General features: G+C 52.5%; 15 protein-coding genes. 7 read left to right on the top strand and 8 right to left on the bottom strand.

Going from position 1 to position 17,725, the window contains the following annotated elements; translation table 11 throughout:
- Positions 1–13: 13 nt before the first annotated feature.
- Together EDC30_RS04700 and EDC30_RS04695 are read right to left on the bottom strand one after the other, a co-directional pair.
- The gene (locus tag EDC30_RS04700; protein ID WP_132257632.1) at positions 14–1,003 is read right to left on the bottom strand and encodes an NAD-dependent epimerase/dehydratase family protein; all 990 of its coding nucleotides are present in this window, start codon (positions 1,001–1,003) and stop codon (positions 14–16) included.
- Positions 1,000–2,367 (bottom strand): UDP-glucose dehydrogenase family protein, encoded by a 1,368-nt coding sequence (locus EDC30_RS04695; protein WP_132257631.1) that lies wholly within the window; start codon positions 2,365–2,367, stop codon positions 1,000–1,002. Before EDC30_RS04695 ends, EDC30_RS04700 begins: the two co-directional genes overlap by 4 nt.
- A 303-nt stretch (positions 2,368–2,670) precedes the next feature.
- On the opposite strand from EDC30_RS04695, the gene EDC30_RS04690 reads away from it, so the two are divergent.
- Genes EDC30_RS04690 through EDC30_RS04670 form a run of 5 tightly spaced genes read left to right on the top strand, consistent with a single transcriptional unit; the run spans position 2,671 to position 8,507 of the window.
- Entirely contained in the window at positions 2,671–3,849 is a 1,179-nt protein-coding gene (locus tag EDC30_RS04690) for a glycosyltransferase family 4 protein (RefSeq protein WP_132257630.1), read from the top strand.
- Positions 3,846–5,003 carry a glycosyltransferase family 4 protein gene (locus EDC30_RS04685; RefSeq protein WP_132257629.1) on the top strand — a complete coding sequence of 386 codons (1,158 nt, stop codon included), beginning with the start codon at positions 3,846–3,848 and terminating at the stop codon, positions 5,001–5,003. Before EDC30_RS04690 ends, EDC30_RS04685 begins: the two co-directional genes overlap by 4 nt.
- A complete protein-coding gene (locus EDC30_RS04680; RefSeq protein WP_132257628.1) occupies positions 4,996–6,297 on the top strand; it encodes a putative O-glycosylation ligase, exosortase A system-associated in 1,302 nt (433 codons plus the stop codon). Before EDC30_RS04685 ends, EDC30_RS04680 begins: the two co-directional genes overlap by 8 nt.
- A complete protein-coding gene (locus EDC30_RS04675) occupies positions 6,294–7,292 on the top strand; it encodes a polysaccharide deacetylase family protein (protein ID WP_132257627.1) in 999 nt (332 codons plus the stop codon). Before EDC30_RS04680 ends, EDC30_RS04675 begins: the two co-directional genes overlap by 4 nt.
- 51 nt (positions 7,293–7,343) lie before the next feature.
- Complete coding sequence (locus tag EDC30_RS04670; protein WP_132257626.1) at positions 7,344–8,507, top strand: glycosyltransferase family 4 protein; 1,164 nt, start codon at positions 7,344–7,346, stop codon at positions 8,505–8,507.
- A 112-nt stretch (positions 8,508–8,619) separates the two neighbouring features.
- On the opposite strand, the gene EDC30_RS04665 is transcribed toward EDC30_RS04670, so the two are convergent.
- The 4 genes from EDC30_RS04665 to EDC30_RS04650 form a co-directional block, all read right to left on the bottom strand.
- Entirely contained in the window at positions 8,620–9,750 is a 1,131-nt protein-coding gene (locus EDC30_RS04665; protein WP_132257625.1) for an acyltransferase family protein, read from the bottom strand.
- Between the two features lie 52 nt (positions 9,751–9,802).
- Entirely contained in the window at positions 9,803–11,254 is a 1,452-nt protein-coding gene (locus tag EDC30_RS04660; protein ID WP_132257624.1) for an oligosaccharide flippase family protein, read from the bottom strand.
- A gap of 35 nt (positions 11,255–11,289) precedes the next feature.
- On the bottom strand, positions 11,290–12,213 hold the full coding sequence (locus tag EDC30_RS04655) for a glycosyltransferase family A protein (RefSeq protein ID WP_132257623.1): 924 nt from the start codon (positions 12,211–12,213) through the stop codon (positions 11,290–11,292).
- A gap of 281 nt (positions 12,214–12,494) precedes the next feature.
- Complete coding sequence (locus EDC30_RS04650) at positions 12,495–14,720, bottom strand: hypothetical protein (protein ID WP_243656648.1); 2,226 nt, start codon at positions 14,718–14,720, stop codon at positions 12,495–12,497.
- A 320-nt stretch (positions 14,721–15,040) separates the two neighbouring features.
- On the opposite strand from EDC30_RS04650, the gene EDC30_RS04645 reads away from it, so the two are divergent.
- Positions 15,041–15,532: a glycine zipper 2TM domain-containing protein gene (locus tag EDC30_RS04645; protein ID WP_132257622.1), complete on the top strand. Its 492-nt coding sequence runs from the start codon at positions 15,041–15,043 to the stop codon at positions 15,530–15,532.
- A 94-nt stretch (positions 15,533–15,626) separates the two neighbouring features.
- Here the strand turns inward: EDC30_RS04645 and EDC30_RS04640 are convergent, their stop codons facing one another.
- Positions 15,627–15,965 (bottom strand): hypothetical protein, encoded by a 339-nt coding sequence (locus EDC30_RS04640; protein WP_132257621.1) that lies wholly within the window; start codon positions 15,963–15,965, stop codon positions 15,627–15,629.
- Between the two features lie 303 nt (positions 15,966–16,268).
- Between EDC30_RS04640 and EDC30_RS04635 the strand changes: the two genes are divergently transcribed.
- A complete protein-coding gene (locus tag EDC30_RS04635; protein ID WP_132257620.1) occupies positions 16,269–17,414 on the top strand; it encodes a PA0069 family radical SAM protein in 1,146 nt (381 codons plus the stop codon).
- A gap of 34 nt (positions 17,415–17,448) precedes the next feature.
- On the opposite strand, the gene EDC30_RS04630 is transcribed toward EDC30_RS04635, so the two are convergent.
- Positions 17,449–17,709 carry a hypothetical protein gene (locus tag EDC30_RS04630; protein WP_132257619.1) on the bottom strand — a complete coding sequence of 87 codons (261 nt, stop codon included), beginning with the start codon at positions 17,707–17,709 and terminating at the stop codon, positions 17,449–17,451.
- Positions 17,710–17,725: the final 16 nt, after the last annotated feature.

The following is a 17,725-nucleotide window of genomic DNA, read 5'->3' as shown; positions in this document are numbered from 1 at the left end:
CGGCACAGCCACGTCAGACTTTCGCCCAGGCGCGGTACCATTCGCCGAATCGCGTCAGTCCCTGCTCCAGCGGAGTGGCCGGAGCAAAGCCGACATGCTTGCGCAGAGCATCGGTATCCGCATAAGTTGCCGGCACGTCGCCCGGCTGCATCGGCTGAAAATCGATTTTCGCCTTCACATCCAGCACCTTTTCCAGGGTCTGGATAAAGTCGAGCACGCGAACCGGCTGGTGATTGCCGATATTGAAGACTGCATGCGGAGGCGCGCCGTCCTGAGCGACTGCCGGCTTGAACAGCAAGCGCACCACACCTTCGACAATATCATCCACATAAGTGAAATCGCGCCGCAGCTCGCCGCCGGCAAACACGGGGATGGCCTCGCCCTTGAGTATTTTTTGCGTAAAACTGAAATACGCCATGTCCGGCCTGCCCCACGGGCCATACACCGTAAAGAAGCGCAAGCCGGTGGCCGGAAAGCCGTAAAGATGACTGTACGAATACGCCATCAGCTCGTTGGATTTTTTGGTAGCCGCATACAATGACACCGGCTCGTCCGTACGATCGGTTTCGCTGAACGGCACCTTGGCATTGGCGCCGTACACGCTGCTGCTGCTGGCGTATAACAAGTGTTCAATCTGATGGCGGCGGCAAGCTTCCAGAATATTGCCGAACCCGACCAGGTTCGACTGGATATAGGCTGCGGGATTTTGCAGCGAATAGCGCACGCCTGCCTGAGCTGCGAGATGCACCACCAGCGTTGGCTGATATTCGGAAAACAGCGACTCCAGTTGCAGGGAATCGGCAAGCTCAAGCCGCAAGCAAGGAATGCCGCGCGGCGCCAGCAGCGCAGCCACGCGATCATGCTTCAGCTGCGGCGTGTAGTAATCGTTGAAGTTGTCGCAGCCAACTACGCGATGCCCCATGTCGGCCAGGCGCGCAGCGACGAAAGCGCCGATAAAGCCCGCGGCGCCGGTGACCAGGATCCTCTTGCCTCCCTCGGTCACTGGTCTCTCCAGGGATTGCGGCGACCGATGCCGTAATAACGCAACCCTGCCTCCCGCACGATCGCCGGATCGTACTGATTACGGCCGTCGAAAATCGCCTTGCTGCGCAAGGTCTTGGCTAACAGGCCGAAGTCCGGCGCACGGAACTCTTTCCATTCCGTGACCAGCACCAGCGCGTCAGCATTATCGATGGCTTCGGTCGAGGAAGCGACGATAGCCAACTGCCCCGAGCTCAGACTTTCCGGCGACGAGGATTCGAGAATGCGGCGCGCTTCCGCATGCGCCACGGGATCGTAAGCCTGCACCCGGCAACCCGCCTGCAGCAACTGGCGAATCAGCACCAGGCTGGGCGCCTCGCGCATGTCATCGGTATTCGGCTTGAACGACAGCCCCCACAAGGCTATGGTCTTGCCGGCGAGCTCGTCGCGGCCGCCGAAGTGACGCACGATCTTTTCGAACAGCACGCCTTTCTGCGTCTCGTTGACGGTTTCGATCGCGCTCAGAAGATGCAGTGTGCAGCCATGATCCTTCGAGGTCTTCAGCAGCGCCTTGACATCCTTGGGGAAGCAGGAGCCGCCGTACCCCATCCCGGAATACAGGAAGTGCGGTCCGATGCGCGGGTCCGAGCCGATACCGAGACGGACTGCTTCGATATCGGCATCGAGCACTTCAGCGAGATTCGCCAGTTCATTCATGAAGCTGATCCGAGTGGCCAGCATGGCGTTGGCGGCGTACTTGGTCAGCTCCGCGCTACGCACGTCCATTTCAATCATCTTGTCGTGGTTGCGGCTGAATGGCGCATACAGTTGGCGCATCAACTTGGTCGCCTGTTCATCGTCGCTGCCAACCACGATGCGGTCTGGCCGCATGAAGTCTTCGATGGCGGCGCCCTCTTTGAGGAATTCCGGATTGCTGACCACGGCAAAACTGATATCGGCGCCACGGCGATCCAACTCATCACTGATGGCCTTGCGTACTGAATCCGCAGTCCCGACGGGAACCGTCGATTTATCCACCACCACGACTGGACGCGTCAGGCGCTCGCCGATGCTGCGTGCCGCCGCCAGGATATGCGTCAGGTCGGCGCTGCCATCTTCGTCGGGCGGCGTGCCCACCGCCAGGAAAATCACTTCGGCATGCTCCACCGCGTCGTCATAGCTGGTAGTGAAGGAAAGGCGGCCAGCCGCGGCGTTGCGCCTGACCAGCTCATCCAGGCCAGGCTCATGAATCGGAATGCGGCCATCCTTGAGCATTTCCACTTTGCGGGCATTCACGTCCAGACACAGGACATTGTTACCAAAGTCTGCAAAACAGGCGCCCGATACCAAGCCGACGTAGCCTGTTCCGATAATAGTGATTTTCATGAATTCGACTAGCCTTCAATGAGAAGCCGCGTTAAACAACACACATGAATAGAAACAGGTATCCACACGGCAATACCTTCGTGATACTGAAACATTCAAGTTGCGCGGATTGTAATACAGCCTTATTTCATTAAATAAACGTTAACAATATTTAACTCGTGGTCTAGCTGCCCAAACTAACTTGCCAGCAATTTGTTGAAAAGAATATACTTAATAAATTGATAGCAGTAAATATTTAACAATATAAATATTTACCTATGTTATTGCCTACAGGCATATAAGATTGGCCGCATCCACGCTCGAATGAAACTGCTCACCTTCAGCACCTTGTTTCCCAACGCGGAAAAGCCCAACCACGGGATATTTGTGGAAACCCGCCTGCGCTATCTATTGGCAAGCGGCCGCGCTGAATCCCGGGTGGTAGCGCCGGTCCCCTGGTTTCCATCCAAACACCCGCGATTCGGACGCTATGCGGGCTACGCCAAAGTGCCTAAGAGCGAAACGCGCTCCGGCATGATGGTCGACCATCCGCGTTACGTTCTGCCGCCCAAGGTAGGCATGACGCTTGCGCCCTTCCTGCTGGCCCAGTCGGTCAAGTCAACGATACGCCGCATCATCGATTCCGGTTACGACTTCGACCTGATCGATGCGCATTATTTCTATCCTGATGGCGTTGCCGCCATCATGCTCGGCCGTCATTTCAACAAGCCGGTCGCCATTACCGCACGCGGTACCGATATCAATCTGATTCCCCGCTTCGCTTTACCGCGCAAGCAAATCCTGTGGGCAGCACAGCATGCGCAAGGCATGATTACCGTCTGTAACGCGCTCAAAGAGGAAATGGTTGGACTGGGCATCGATGGCGCACGCATCACACCGCTGCGCAACGGTGTCGATCTCGAACGCTTTCAGCCGGTAGATAGGGCCGTAGTGCGCGCGTCTCTTGGAATGCATTCCTTCACGCTGCTGTCTGTCGGCCTGCTGGAACCGCGCAAGGCGCATGACCTAATCATTTCCGCCCTGCCGTCTCTGCCCGATGTGCAATTGATGATCGCCGGCAGCGGACCGGAACGCAGCAAGCTCGAAGCGCTCACGCGCCGCCTGAATGTCGAACACCGGGTCAAATTTCTCGGCGCATTGCCGCAGACAGAATTGCGCAATTATTACGGCGCCGCCGATGCCATGGTGCTCGCTTCCAGCCGCGAAGGCTGGGCCAACGTGCTGCTGGAATCGATGGCATGCGGTACGCCGGTAGTCGCCAGCAATGTGTGGGGTACGCCGGAAGTGGTTGCTGCGCCGGAAGCCGGCGTCTTGATGGCCGAGCGGACCGCACAGGGCGTGGCGGACGCCGTCAAGCAGCTTCGCGCCAATTATCCGTCGCATGAAGCCACAAGACGCTACGCGGAAAAATTCAGCTGGGACGACACGACTCAGGGCCAGCTTCACCTGTTCGACCGCATACTGATGGAGCATCGCTCGTGAAGATTCTTTATCATCACCGCACTCGCTCGAAAGACGGCCAGTATGTGCACATCGAAGAGATGATCGAAGCGTTGCGCGAGCAGGGACATGAAGTCATCATCGTCGCGCCCCCAAGCGCCGAAAAGGAAGCGTTCGGTTCCGACGCCGGCCTGGTCGCCTGGCTCAAGCGCCATTTGCCGCAATGGTTTTACGAGTTGATGGAACTTGCTTATTCATTGGTGGCTTATCGACGCCTGGACAAGGCAGTCAAACAGCATCGTCCCGACTGTCTGTACGAACGCTACAACCTGTTTCTACCCGCCGGCATCTGGATTAAGCGCAAATACAAGCTTCCCATGCTGCTGGAAATAAATGCGCCGATATTTGAAGAACGGGCCAAGTATGACGGCCTTTCGCTCAAGCGCCTGGCGCGCTGGTCGCAAGGCTATGCGTGGCGCAATGCCGACTATGTATTACCTGTCACTCAGGTTTTGGCCGACATCGTCGCCTCCTACGGGGTCCAACGTGAACGCATCGTCGTCATCCCGAACGGCATCAATGAAAAGCGCTTTGCGCAAGCGCCCGATACGGAAGCCGCCAAGGCAACGCTAGGTTTGCAGGGCAAGCTGGTATTGGGCTTTACCGGCTTTGTGAGGGAGTGGCACGGCCTCGACAAGGTGATCGACCTGATTGCGAACGATCCGCCGGAATCGAGCAGGCATCTGCTGGTGGTGGGCGATGGGCCGGCACGGTCGGCTCTTGAACAGCAGGCAAAAGAATTGGACATCAGCCATCGCGTTACTTTTACCGGTATTGTAGGGCGCGATGAGGTGGCACGATACGTGGCGGCATTTGATATTGCCCTGCAGCCGGCTGTGGTGGCTTATGCGTCGCCGTTGAAGTTGTTTGAATACCTGGCGTTGGGTAAGGCGATTGTGGGGCCGGCCCAGCCGAATTTGATGGAAGTGCTGACTGATGGGCACAATGCGGTGTTGTTCAATCCTGATCAAGCTGGTGATTTGCCTCGCGCAATCAGCCATCTCTGCGCCGATGCTGATATGCGGCGAGTGGTTGGAGATAATGCCCGTTTAACCATCTCGACAAAGAAGCTGACCTGGCAAGCAAATGCACAATATGCCGCCAGATTATTTGACAGCTTGATCTCGCGTGCGTGACATACTGATTTTCGCGATCGTATTTGGATCGCTGCCATTCATCGTCAAGCGTCCTGTAGTAGGCGTATTGATGTACACATGGCTTAGTCTTATGAATCCGCATCGACTGACGTATGGCGCCGCGTATGATTTTCCGTTTGCCGCCATCATTGCCGCGGTTACGCTTTGTAGCCTGCTGTTTTCTGTCCAGCCCAAACGCATTCCGCTTACTTCAGTAACAGCGATGCTTTTGACTTTTGTCGTCTGGATGAACCTGACCACGCTTGTCGCGCTCGAACCCGAACTAGCCTGGAAAGAGTGGGATCGTGTGATGAAAACTTTTTTCATGACAGCGATTGCCATACTCGCCCTGCATACTGAAAAAGATATCAAGCAATATGTCCTGGTGCTTGCTGTATCGCTTGGATTTTATGGCTTCAAAGGTGGCATTTTCACGTTGGCCAGCGGTGGCACCAGCCACGTCGTCGGACCGCCGTTTACCTACATCGGCGACAACAACGCTCTTGCATTGGCAATGGTGACTGCTCTTCCTCTCGTCTGGTATCTCCGCCTCCAAGCACAAAAGAAATGGCTACGCTTTGGAATTACTGGTGTTGCGGTTTTGACCGTAATGGCAATCGTAGGCTCATATTCTCGAGGAGCACTGGTCGCCACTGTTGCAATGATGGTTTTTCTTTGGCTGAAAAGCCGAAACAAGCTGCGCATTTTCCTCGCCGTTTTACTTATCGTCCCGGTTATATATGCAGTCATGCCGGATAAATGGTTCGGCCGCATGGAAACCATTGACAACTACAAGGAAGATGCATCAGCGATGGGGCGCATCAATTCCTGGGAATTTGCCACCAATGTCGCAAAAAACAATTTCATGGGTGGAGGCTACCGTGTATTCACACCGAAGATGTTTCTGGTATACGCTCCGAACCCTTTGATTTTTTTTGACGCTCACAGTATCTATTTCCAGGTTCTGGGCGAGCATGGCTTTATCGGTCTATGCCTGTTCCTCAGCCTAATGTTTTACGCCTGGAGAACTGGAACGCGGATTATAAAATTCTGCAGAAATCGGACTGATCTCAAATGGGCTGAAGACTTAGCGTCAATGTGCCAAGTTAGCATAATCGGCTTTGCCGTTGGCGGCGCTTTTCTCACCTTAGCCTATTACGACTTGTATTACTTCATTATTGTTGCGCTAGTGACTTTAGATAAGCTCTTGCTACCCAAATTCGCAGAACGGGAAAATACCTCTGCATCTATCGCAATGCCGCCAGGACCAACGAAGCCGGGAAATCCAGCATGAGCGCTCGTAATTATTCGAAGCCTGCTTTTACCGCGCTGATGAAGGCTGCAGGAAACTGGATTGCGCCTCAGGCTCCCGGCGAGGGACGCATCTGCATCCTCAATTACCATCGAGTACTCGAATCCAGAGATCCATTACTCGATGAAGATCCTGACGTGGCAAGCTTTCGCTGGCAGATGGAGCTGTTGGCTGAATGTTTTAATGTCCTGCCGTTGAAAGACGCTATTGGCGCGCTCGAAACGCAACGCCTTCCTGCCAGAGCGGTCTGCATTACTTTCGATGACGGCTATCGCTCGGTTCATGATCTGGCAGCGCCAATACTTAAAGAATTTAACTTCCCTGCAACCGTATTTGTAACTAGCGGATATGTAGGAGAACGTAATATGTGGAACGACAGGATCGTCGAAGCGATCCGGCGCCTGCATGACCAGGAAATCGATTTGAGGGCACTGGGTCTGGGGGTCTATCCCTTGCGTACTCCCATGGAAAAGAAAATCGCGGCACAGGACCTGACGAAAATTGCCAAGTACCTTCCTGCCCAGGCTCGCCTAAGCTTGATTTCCCGTTTAGAGGAGCTGGCGGGAGGAAGCGAATCAACAGGATTGATGCTGACCAGGGAAATGATCATGTCGCTGGCACGACAAGGCATAGAAATAGGTGCCCATACGGTCACGCATCCCATCCTTGCCAATCTTGATGACCAATCCGCCCGCAACGAAATTTTCGAAAGTAAGAAGCAACTTGAAGCAGTTACAGGAGGACCTGTGACTCTGTTTGCTTACCCTAACGGTAAGCCTGAAGTCGATTTTGATGAACGACACGTACGCATGGTAGAAGAGGCAGGCTATGTCGCAGCTTTCACCTCGTCCGCCGGCGCCGCCACTCGAAAAAATGACCGTTATCGCATTCCGCGCAGCCTTCCTTGGGATACGGGTTCGTTGATGTTTGGTGTGCGAATGCTTTATTGGCTGGCAGGCCGAGGTGCCCAAACATAGCTAAATACAGTTATTGGCAGATCCAATTTAATTCGATGAATATTAATTAGCATGGGCAAGCATCTCATCACCGCAAAGCCTGGCGTATTGTTCGCCATGCGTTATCCGAATGACATTGGCTATGTTTGGAACACGATCGCGCTATCAAGAGATTTTGCTGCTTCCCATCTCATTGCGGAAGCTCGATGTTTCATCGCCCACCCCGAACTAACACCCAATCCGGCATATTCTCCCCAAAATTTGCAACCCGTTGCCCTTGATTGCTACAGCAAGAAAGCGGTTGATTTGGAATCGCTTGAAAGGTTTATTCAAGTTCACAACATTCGCGTCATCGTATTCATGAGCGCGCTTCCTTCAACGCTCGATATGGGGCTATTCCGCCGTCTCGGCGTTCGCACGATCAATACGGAAAACGACAGTTTCGATCCTGCAAAGCGTGACTCACTGTTACTTCACGCTTTGAAATTCTGCATGCGACGTGTGCTTAAACGGCAGATTCATGCTTATCACCTGGCCAATGCCGAATCCCAAAAAGATTTTCTGCTGCGTTATGCCCTAATCCCCCCCAACCGCGTCCGTGTCATCTACGACGGCATAAATTGCGAACGGTACAGCCCCGGAGGCCGGCAGGTGGCATGCGCTCAAACAGGACTTGATCCGGAAAGATGTTGGGTAATTAGTGTCAGCCAGGCTCGTCCTGAAAAACGCATCGATCGCATGATTCGCATCGCGCGCCGCGTCATTGATGCGCGGCCAAAAGCTAACATAGGCTTTGTCTATGTTGGCGCCAGCAACAGTCCGATTTTTTCGGAATGGCAGGCGCTTGCCGCCGAACTAAAGTTGGGTGATCGTTTTTTATTCGCTGGCGCCCAAAATGATCTGGTTCCTTTTTACCGTGCAGCGAACTTAATGGCACATACTTCGGAACTTGAAAGCTTTGGGTTATCCATTGTGGAAGCGATGGCTTGCGGATTGCCCGTGGTGGCATCAGCTGCAGCCGGCCCACAAGAGACAATAAGCCATGGGCAGACAGGGATACTGGTCGATCTTCAGGATGATGACGCTTTCGCGAATGCAATTCTCCACTACCTGGATAATGAAGCGCTGAGAGAGCGACACGGCATCATGGCTCGCGAACGTGCTTTGGCATTGTTTAATATTGAGCGTCAGGCTGTAGAAATGGCTGAACTAATATCAGGCTTGTTACACCCCTAGCGCAGCAGCGGCACGAATTAGCAACGATGCTCAAGCCAAAGGCGTTCTCAAGACAATGCTTGCATATAGCAAGCGGAGCAACGTTTATCACACGTCCCGCTTGACCGTATTGTTAGTAGAAATTTCTAACCGCAGCGGGGACATTGGGGTCCCTACGTTTTTCAGGAAAAATTGATAGCGGTCTTTCCACCAATAGAAATAGGGCCGAGGCAGGCACCAGCGTCAGAACAAACATCGGTGGCAGCAAAGCCCAGAATAACCAAGAATCGAAGCCTGCATCGGGCAAAACTTTTGGAAGAACAAGGAAACCAGCCTTCAGGGCCAAGCCGTGAATCAAATAATACGAGTAGCTCATGTTTCCCAGCCAGCGTAATGGCGCCCATGAAAAAACACGGGAAAGCCAGATCAGGTGATTTCGAAAGCACGTGAGGCAAAGAAAGAAAAATGCCACGAAAAGAATCAAGGTCTTGAGCACCGCTCCCATCGTGCCAGACACAGGGACCAACGTGCCAAGAATGCCGACGCAAAACGCCCCAAAGCCTAAAAGGCTTGGCGGCGAGAGGAACCACGAACTCTCCATCACCTCGTAAAGCAGAATTCCAGCAATAAACATGATCAGTCTGACATGTCCGCCATAGGCAAAGCAATACGCCGCAAGGAGGCTCGCAACAATCATAAAAAAGGAGACTCGCCATGCTGCGCTCCGATCTCGCAGTCTGAAAACAGCAATAACTAGGGGAATAACTAGGTAATAGAATAATTCATAGCTCAGTGACCAAGCTACGGTAATCAGTGGCTCGATTGGAAGGATTCCAGGTAACAACAGAAAATTCTGCGCTAGATATACGAAGCCTTCTGTTGCGTCTGACGGAATTTTGCTTTCAGACGGAAAGGCGAATGACAATAAGACATAAATGACAAACACGACAATAAACGCTGGGTAAATTCGCTGGATACGTCTATGTATAAATCGCCCAAATTGCTGGTTCCTTGTAATTAAAGATCCATAGATTAAATAGCCACTCAATACAAAGAACAGATCAACTCCAGTGTTGCCGATTGCATGAAGTGATCCAGCAAACGCACGTATGCTTGCCTGTTCGGGTAGCCATGGTTCGATAAGGGTCACGTAATGCACCAGAAAGACGAGAAAGACTGCAAAACCTCTCAATCCTTCCATTGGCCTAACATTGTGATCACTTCCACCACGCGACAATTCGAACTGTTCTCTTAACCAGCGCATAGAAAGACCCTACATAGCGTTGAACGCCATTTACAATTTTCTTGAAATGCACTCAGCATTGACGCATTAACCGCATCTTCAGGCCTGTAGTTAAATGATGCACTTCAGGAAGCAACTCATGCCGTGTCATGCGCAAAGTCAGATACCAAACCACAATCAGTGGAAGCGACATGGAAAACAAGCGCACGATTGCCGGTATTGAAGCAGGCAATAGCATCATTAAAAATTCAGCAGCCAATGCCACCGCCGTGCTTACGAGTGCGCTCGGCAATTGCGCTCGCAGCATTTGTCTCATTGGTACGCCCAGATATTTTTTTTGCTGCACCACCATGACCGGCATGGTCGCTAAAGTAGCCAGAAAAACAGTCCAGGCAAAACTATGCAAAGTACCGTCAAACAGCCAGACACCAAATGCAATCCGAGTCAGGACACTCAGCGTCAAAGGAAACGCTGCCAAATATGGGCGGCCCAGTGCAGTCAATGCAGTAGGCACGTAATGAAACGCCATCATGAATGCCGCTGCTGCCGCAAGCGGGAAGATCGCTGGCACACATTCCAGCCAGTTCGGCCCGTACAGCACAAGTACGATGTCCTTACCCAATAATGCAGTCAACGTGAGCACCGGCCAGCCCACGCCGGTCAGCAATGCAGTTGCCCTGCTTAGCAGTGGCGCCAATGACTCGCCTCGATGATGGGCCTGAGAGATATAAGACAGGGCACCGTAATTAACAGTGGAACCTGCTACATAAGTGAAAATTGTCACTGTCGAGTTTGCTCTGCTAAACAAGCCAACATGCTTGGCGCTACCCAGTTTACCGAGCAAGACATCGGGGATGGCATTGTTCACCGCTTGAGCGCAATTCGTCAGCAAGGTACCTATGCCGAAATTCACTACGCTGCCCCAATTACGGAAGGATGGCAGCCATGGAGTGCCTTTGGGTCTTAAGGGAATGTAGGCAAGCCCGCAAACGATGATATTGACAAGATTGGCCCAAGCCAAACTCATGGTTCCGAAACCGAGCGCCGCCAAACCCAAGCAGGTTGCTGAATAACTCAAGGTGCCAGCGACAGTGACAATCGCCTGTTTTTCCGCTGCAAACTGGCGAGTCAACAGGGCATGGGTAACAGCCCCAAAAGGAATAAACAAGAACCCTAGCGCAAGAACCTCCATTGTCGGAACGATCGCCGGCTCCTTGAACCAGGCTGCAATCCAGCCGCTGGACAGATAGAGAAGGATTGCAATCAGCCAGGAAGAAGTGAATAACACGCCGATTGCTGCGCGGGTCTTTTCCGGAGTCAGCTCAGGTTCTCGCTGCAAGTACGTTGCGACACCGAAATCGCGAAATATATGCGCGATATTGACGAATACAATGGTGATCGAAAATATACCGATCTCACTAGGGCTCAATATGCGCGCAAGGAGGACGCTTACAAGAAATTGCACAAGCGTCGCACCGGACGATGCCATGAAATTGATTACCAGTGAGCGCCGCAAATTAACCATGTATCTTCACGCCCGGAAATCTGAATATGGCATATTTATTGAACAGCGGTGCCTATTAGATGCAAAACTTTCTGCGATGCTTTCTCATACTTGTTGTTTACGAATCTCATCGAGCCAATGAAGTGGAAAAACGCCGTTTCGCCAGTTGCGTGATCCGGCGTCCCATACTTGGGAAATGGCAGAACCGATGTGCCATTCGCATTTGCGACCAGATAGTTGGAGGTCACCTGTTCTGTCCCCCAGCGTTCCCACCCAGTGCCCAACCTTTCCATCATACGCAGCGAGAAATCCAGCAGGTCCTCCTGCATACGAGACGTACAAGGGAAGCCGGTAAAGCCGGAACAACCTCTTACATACAATGCATTTTCAGGCAGCCCTACTGACGACATAGCAGCCTCAGACAAAGTCTGGATATGCGAGCCCGGCACAACTTTAGGCAAGGCATTGGCACTTGTTTCGGCCAGCGTTAGCAAGCGCTGATTCGGCGTTTCTCCCAGTACAAATCCCTTGCAGTTCGAAATTGCTTCCAGAACTTCTGGAATGGCGTGCATGGTTACCGTGTCAGCATCGAGCTGAATGACATATTCGTCTCGCACGTATTGGGAAATTGCCTGCAAACGCTCCCACGTTCCGCCGACCGGCACTTGAGCATGAGCAAACTCAGCGGCCGCCCGCAACTCTAGATGTGGCACATGCTTTTTGAGAATGGCACGATCCGCATCTGTAATAGACGGATCGCAGACAACAACAATTCGGGAAGGATTGGCAAACCGTACAAAGGATTTAACTGCAACCAGATAAGATTGGATATCTCGCTGATGCACCATTGATAGAAGCAGAAACGGCAATTTCCCTTGCGGTACCGAACGGGTTGCTAAGATTTGACTTGCGACTTGGTTGTATCGCCATCGGAAATAATCACGTTGAATGCGTCGAACGACTGATGATATCAGTTGCATTACAGCTCCAATACATTTCCGAATATTAAACGTTTGCTTTCAAAACTACTGTAAGTCAATGTGCACAAAGGCTTTTACAAAACTGACGATATATCTGCATTAGCAAGATGAATTTCTTGCAATAAATTATAACATGAACAACCATTGAGCTTATCTGCTTTGCGGGTCGAAGATAGTTTTAAGCGCCCACAAAATGCATGTGGCTATGCACCAAGACCTGTCAGGTACTTAGCGCATAGCCACGCGGTTATTTTGTTAAATCGTGTCGATGAATTGTCTATCTAACGCGGGATAATTGCCCACTGCGGCTGAGCGCGATAGTCAGGCTTGACCGAACGATTGATGAAAATATTCCAGGCTTGCGACGCATTAGGTATGCCCGAGTTTACAGCGACAGCCAGTGCCGGTTGCATATTGGAAGGATAACCAATAGGCGAGAATGAATAGCCAGTCATTTGCCCAGCCAACCATGTATCACCTGTCGCCGCCGTACGCCAATCCGCTTGAGCTTGACTTCCGCAAGGCTGATCAAGATAAAGTAGTCCTAATGGATGTGTAATAGGATTGCCGTCATCATCAATCATGGCGTTATTCTTGATCGTAGCGGCATAGGCCTGTGCAAAAGTAGGATACACAGGCATACCAGCAGCAGGTCGAATATTGAGAAAATAAGCAGCGCCTTCAATCCAGCAATAGCCTGGAGCAGTCATGCGTCCGACTGGGAATTTTGCCTTCCACGCCAGCAGAGGCTGTGCATCTGTGAATCCCAGTTCAGTAAGATAGCCGACGCTCCATGTGAAAAAATCGTCCTGCCATGGCGCGGATTGGCCGCTATCCGACACAAATGATTCTTCACCAGATCCATCATATGCCCCCAGTTGATTCGGGTTGGCGACAGTGTAGGTCGCATTATAGAAACCCAAGTTATAACCTACCTGCGCAGCGAAATAGTTCTTCAGGTAATGAGAGTCCGGGGTGATGTACGCTGCCTGCCCTAGCGTACGGAGCGACCATGCTTGCCCACGAACCTGTGCCCAGCGCAGCAGCCCCTTTTCAAACCCATGTGCACCGGGGGCGGTTTCCAATGGATTCCAAGCCGCCCAGAACTGCAATTCTTCAAGATAGAAATGGTCTCCTGTGATCAGGTAAGGAAGATAGACCATCGAAGGCTGATGCGCAGTATCCGGTGTATACGGCGTATTGCACAACGCCGAAACATTGCCGGCACAGCGTGGAACAGGTAGGGGGCCAAGATGTGCAAGGTTGCCATGGACACTTATGTTTTTATTAATCTCGTTATCCAGCCGAACTGGATAACCAGTCGCCTCATCGCGATAGTGAATCGACCAGCTTGCAGCACCGTCCGCGGAAGCCAGCATGGCATCCTTGGCACGCTTATCCATGGACAAAAGATAGAGTACTGACCAGCTTGGCAATGGGCCGATATCGGCCCTTCCGCCAGATGTAGGCATGTATGGCAGAACCAGCCCTACTTTCATAGGCCCGACTTTATCTGCAGTCAGCTGCGTAGCCAAATCGGCTAATGCGCTTTCAGCAGGAATTACAGATTGGTCATAGTTTGATACTGATTTTGATGCAATCAGATAGGCCGTATCGTGCTTTACATGTATCTCCGGCTCTCGTGAAACCCAGAAGGTTTTGCGCCAGCGGGCATGGTGATAATGAGTCAGGCCAGCCATTGAATAGGCGGATTGACCATTAATCAGAATATTGACGTCGTATGTAAAGTTTTGTGGGCCGGTGGCAAATGTTTTGTTATTCTCGACAATGACATCTACGCGTGGATTGTTCAACCCCACATAAGAACGCACAGCAAAACGAGCGGTTAGATGCGGGTGCTCGATACCACCTACTGTTTTCAAGGGACTGCTTACGAACCATTCGTTAACATGAGGCCCGGTCAGCCAACGCTGCACCGATCCGCTATTGAGAGCTGTAGCAGCAGACGCGGTATAGAGTGTTCCACCAAGATTGACATTGACAACAGCGTTAAATCCATCATTGAGCAAATCACCCAATGCCGTAGCAGGCGCCGCAGCCGTGTACGCCCCCGTCTTAACCAGATTAATCGTTCGCGTCTGCCCAGCATTCAATTGCGGCAGCACAGCTGAAATGACCGCATGCCGCAACGAGCCATCGGCATGGCGTGCTTTGGCATCAACTTGTAAACCGATGGGCGTCCCATCATCCAGTGTTCCCGTAATGGACTCGTTTGCACCAACCTCGCCTGGAACGAAGACTTGGCCAAAAGTCAGAGGAACTGAGGTTTGATTCCCTGCTCCAGTGCTTTCCACCTTCAACGTCGTGACAGTGGCGCCAATCGGTAACCTCGTGGTAGTGGTTGTAGTGGTGACTGTAGTCGATGCCCTGTCATTACCAAACGCGTTACCTGCAATTGTAGAAGCCCCGCCTCCCCCACAAGCAGCCAAGATTACGGCAGCGAATGAAATCGCACTTGCCAATACTGCCTTGGATGTTTTTGCCATTTTTATTTTTTCCTTGGCTTCAATTATTTTAAGACACAATTTTTTACATTTTTTGTTTCAGCAATATAGCATGGGGTAATTTGGGCCCCAAAAAATGTTTCTTTAACGGATCGTTTTCATTTCCTTAGATTAATAATTGTTGCAAACAAGATACTATTAAGACACTCTTTATATGCCTGCTAAGACTCGGCGTTTCATCCGTTATTTCACAACCAGCCGATACATTTGGTTGCAACCCTTACCGCTCATTGCTGTTTTCATTTCAGCTGCAGGTGTTTAATGAAGACGTCTTAACCAGTCTTCGCTTAGTGAGCGCCATTATGAAAACCAGCTTTACGCCAGTCGTTGCAGCCATCATCGCCAGCCTCTTTTTGAGTGCATGCGCCAGCACTTCTTATCCGGCCCCATATGGCGCACAGCCTTATCCGGCGACGACGGCTTATCCCTATCCATCGTCGAACACTTATCCTTATCGAGCTTCCTACGGGGTCGTGGAATCCATACAGTTGGGACAGCCTGCTGCGACACAGGGCAGTGGCGCCGGTGTCATTCTTGGTGGCGTGGTAGGCGGCTTATTGGGTCATCAGGTCGGCAAGGGTTCAGGCAGAACCGCTGCAACCGTTGCCGGCGCAGTAGGCGGTGCCATCGCGGGTAATGAAATCGAAAAGCGCAATGGTGCGCAACGCAATCAGTATCTGATCAGCGTGCGCATGGATAACGGCGGATATCAAACTTTGGCGCAAGACTATCTTGGCGACCTACAGGTAGGCAGCCGCGTGCGCATCGATAACAACACTGTCTATCGTTATTGAGGAAGCCTGTGCAGGCCAACGCGCAGTTAACTTCACGCTGCAAAAACACAGGCCGGGCAACACACCCGGCCCAAGCATACTGCGCGCCTCTTATTTATGCAGACATACCGGTGTCGGAGGAGCGGGACTCGCCGGCTTGCTCAACCTTCGGGGTCTTGGGCTTGCCCATGATGTCGCCGAAACGATATTTGGCACGGCGGTCACCCAGTACCTGACGCAATTCGCGAATGCTTCGTCCCGTGGTCTCATGCATGCGGATCAGGATGGAAGCACTGACCGGCAACCTGCCATGCCGGATCTTGCTGATGAGAGGTGGGCCAATCTGCAGAGTACGGCAAAGTGCCGCATCATTCTTCAGATGCAAATCTTTAATCAATGTGTCTAGCAGGCGGTTGGGCTGGTAACCACCTTGTGCTTCCTGCTGTTCGCTCATATCACCTCCCGTCAGGTTGTCGAAAAAATGCATACGCAAAAAGATGACCGACGTGGCCCCTTAGAAATTCCCGTCAGAGGCTATGGCTTTTTGCGCCGTCACAAAAAAGCCTACAGAAGCGTGCACCAAGCTGAAACACGCAGGAGTAAAACAGCCTCACCCTTCTCATTCATCCCCGCGGCGTTTCATTGCCTGCAGAAGCTTGTTGATTCGACTGAGGCCAGTTAAACCGGCTTGAACTTGATTGGCAAGCCAAGCTGCACTACCATTATTGCTGTATATATTTACAGTATTAAATTTCACATGCCGGACGATGACATCGCCAATTCCAAGGAAAAGCTGCCATATCGGAAAGCATCTGCGCCAACGCAAAAAGGGCGCGGCGCCGTCAGCAATCTGCAAGGCCGGTATGAACTGCAATTGCGGGAGACATTTGACGACGGCTGGCAAAGCGAAGATTGCTCCACCGAGCTGACATCATTGCGGCGGCAGACCGAGGTCATCGGCGAGCAGGCGAAATCGATCCTCACCCGAAACCAGTCACCAGACTTGCCATTCGGTGTTTCGCTCAATCCCTATCGCGGTTGCGAGCATGGCTGTATTTATTGCTTCGCCCGCCCTACTCACAGCTATCTTGGCCTGTCGCCCGGGCTGGATTTCGAAAGCCGTATTTTTGCCAAACTCAATGCGCCGGAATTACTGCTGCAGGAACTGAGCAAGAAATCCTACGTGCCCGAGACGATTGCATTGGGCGTCAATACTGATGCCTATCAACCGTGCGAGCGCAAACTCGGTCTGACAAGGCGAGTTTTGCAAATCCTGCATGAGCACGACCATCCGGTTGCCCTGATCACCAAGTCGTCGCTCATCGAGCGCGATATCGATCTGCTTGCGCCGATGGCGGAAAAGCGGCAGGCGATGGCAGCGGTGACGCTGACGACGCTGGATGCACAGATTGCTCGCACGCTGGAGCCACGCGCAGCCGCCCCTTCCCGGCGATTGCGCGCGATTCGTACGCTGGCCGACGCAGGCATTCCTGTAGCGGTCAGCATTGCTCCGGTTATCCCCTTCATCACCGAGCAGGATCTGGAAAAGGTGATGGAGGCGGTAAAGGAAGCGGGTGCAAGCCATGCCAGCTACGTCGTGCTGCGTCTTCCGTGGGAAGTCAATCCTTTGTTTCAGCAATGGCTGGAAGCGCACTTTCCCGAGCGGGCGCAACGCGTCATGAACCGGGTGCGCGAATTACACGGCGGGCAGGATTATGATGCGGATTTCGCGACGCGCATGCGCGGCACGGGGGTATGGAGTGAACTGATTCGCCAACGGTTTATACAATCGGCGCGCAGGCTGGGCCTGATTCGCCATGTGCATGGCGCCGGCTTGCTTGATGCGTCACGATTCAAGAAGCCAGCACTCCAGGCCGACAAAAGGCAGCTGGATTTGTTTTAGCGGAGGCAGCGCCTTGGCACAGCCCCGGCCACACTCATGACAGATTTTGTTTGCCGGGCGCGACCTGGCGCGATCGCAAGCGCCGCGAAAACGCCGTGATGAATGCCGCATACTCATTCGAGCCGGGCCGAATGCCGGCTTTGGCAGCCTTGGCCACGCCGCTTTCGAATGTATCGCCAAGCTCGTAAGCCTGATCGCCCATCGACCACGCGCTGTTCTCAACAGCGATGACGGGCTTTGACAGTATGAATTTACTCAAGCTGCTGCTGGACAGCATCGACTGTGTATGATCCATCGCTATGACTCCAGTT

This window comes from Paucimonas lemoignei, from assembly GCF_004342585.1.
GTDB classification, from domain to species: Bacteria; Pseudomonadota; Gammaproteobacteria; order Burkholderiales; family Burkholderiaceae_D; genus Paucimonas; species Paucimonas lemoignei.
The sequence above is the reverse complement of the archived record's forward strand: the minus strand, read 5'-3'. Positions and strand labels throughout refer to the sequence as shown.

Coding starts and splice junctions, on each gene's coding strand:
- EDC30_RS04695 (WP_132257631.1), bottom strand. CDS start 2,367: ATGAAAATCACTATTATCGGAACAGGCTACGTCGGCTTGGTATCGGGC.
- EDC30_RS04675 (WP_132257627.1), top strand. CDS start 6,294: ATGAGCGCTCGTAATTATTCGAAGCCTGCTTTTACCGCGCTGATGAAG.
- EDC30_RS04655 (WP_132257623.1), bottom strand. CDS start 12,213: ATGCAACTGATATCATCAGTCGTTCGACGCATTCAACGTGATTATTTC.
- EDC30_RS04645 (WP_132257622.1), top strand. CDS start 15,041: ATGAAAACCAGCTTTACGCCAGTCGTTGCAGCCATCATCGCCAGCCTC.
- EDC30_RS04670 (WP_132257626.1), top strand. CDS start 7,344: ATGGGCAAGCATCTCATCACCGCAAAGCCTGGCGTATTGTTCGCCATG.
- EDC30_RS04635 (WP_132257620.1), top strand. CDS start 16,269: ATGCCGGACGATGACATCGCCAATTCCAAGGAAAAGCTGCCATATCGG.
- EDC30_RS04660 (WP_132257624.1), bottom strand. CDS start 11,254: ATGGTTAATTTGCGGCGCTCACTGGTAATCAATTTCATGGCATCGTCC.
- EDC30_RS04690 (WP_132257630.1), top strand. CDS start 2,671: ATGAAACTGCTCACCTTCAGCACCTTGTTTCCCAACGCGGAAAAGCCC.
- EDC30_RS04665 (WP_132257625.1), bottom strand. CDS start 9,750: ATGCGCTGGTTAAGAGAACAGTTCGAATTGTCGCGTGGTGGAAGTGAT.
- EDC30_RS04640 (WP_132257621.1), bottom strand. CDS start 15,965: ATGAGCGAACAGCAGGAAGCACAAGGTGGTTACCAGCCCAACCGCCTG.
- EDC30_RS04630 (WP_132257619.1), bottom strand. CDS start 17,709: ATGGATCATACACAGTCGATGCTGTCCAGCAGCAGCTTGAGTAAATTC.
- EDC30_RS04650 (WP_243656648.1), bottom strand. CDS start 14,720: ATGGCAAAAACATCCAAGGCAGTATTGGCAAGTGCGATTTCATTCGCT.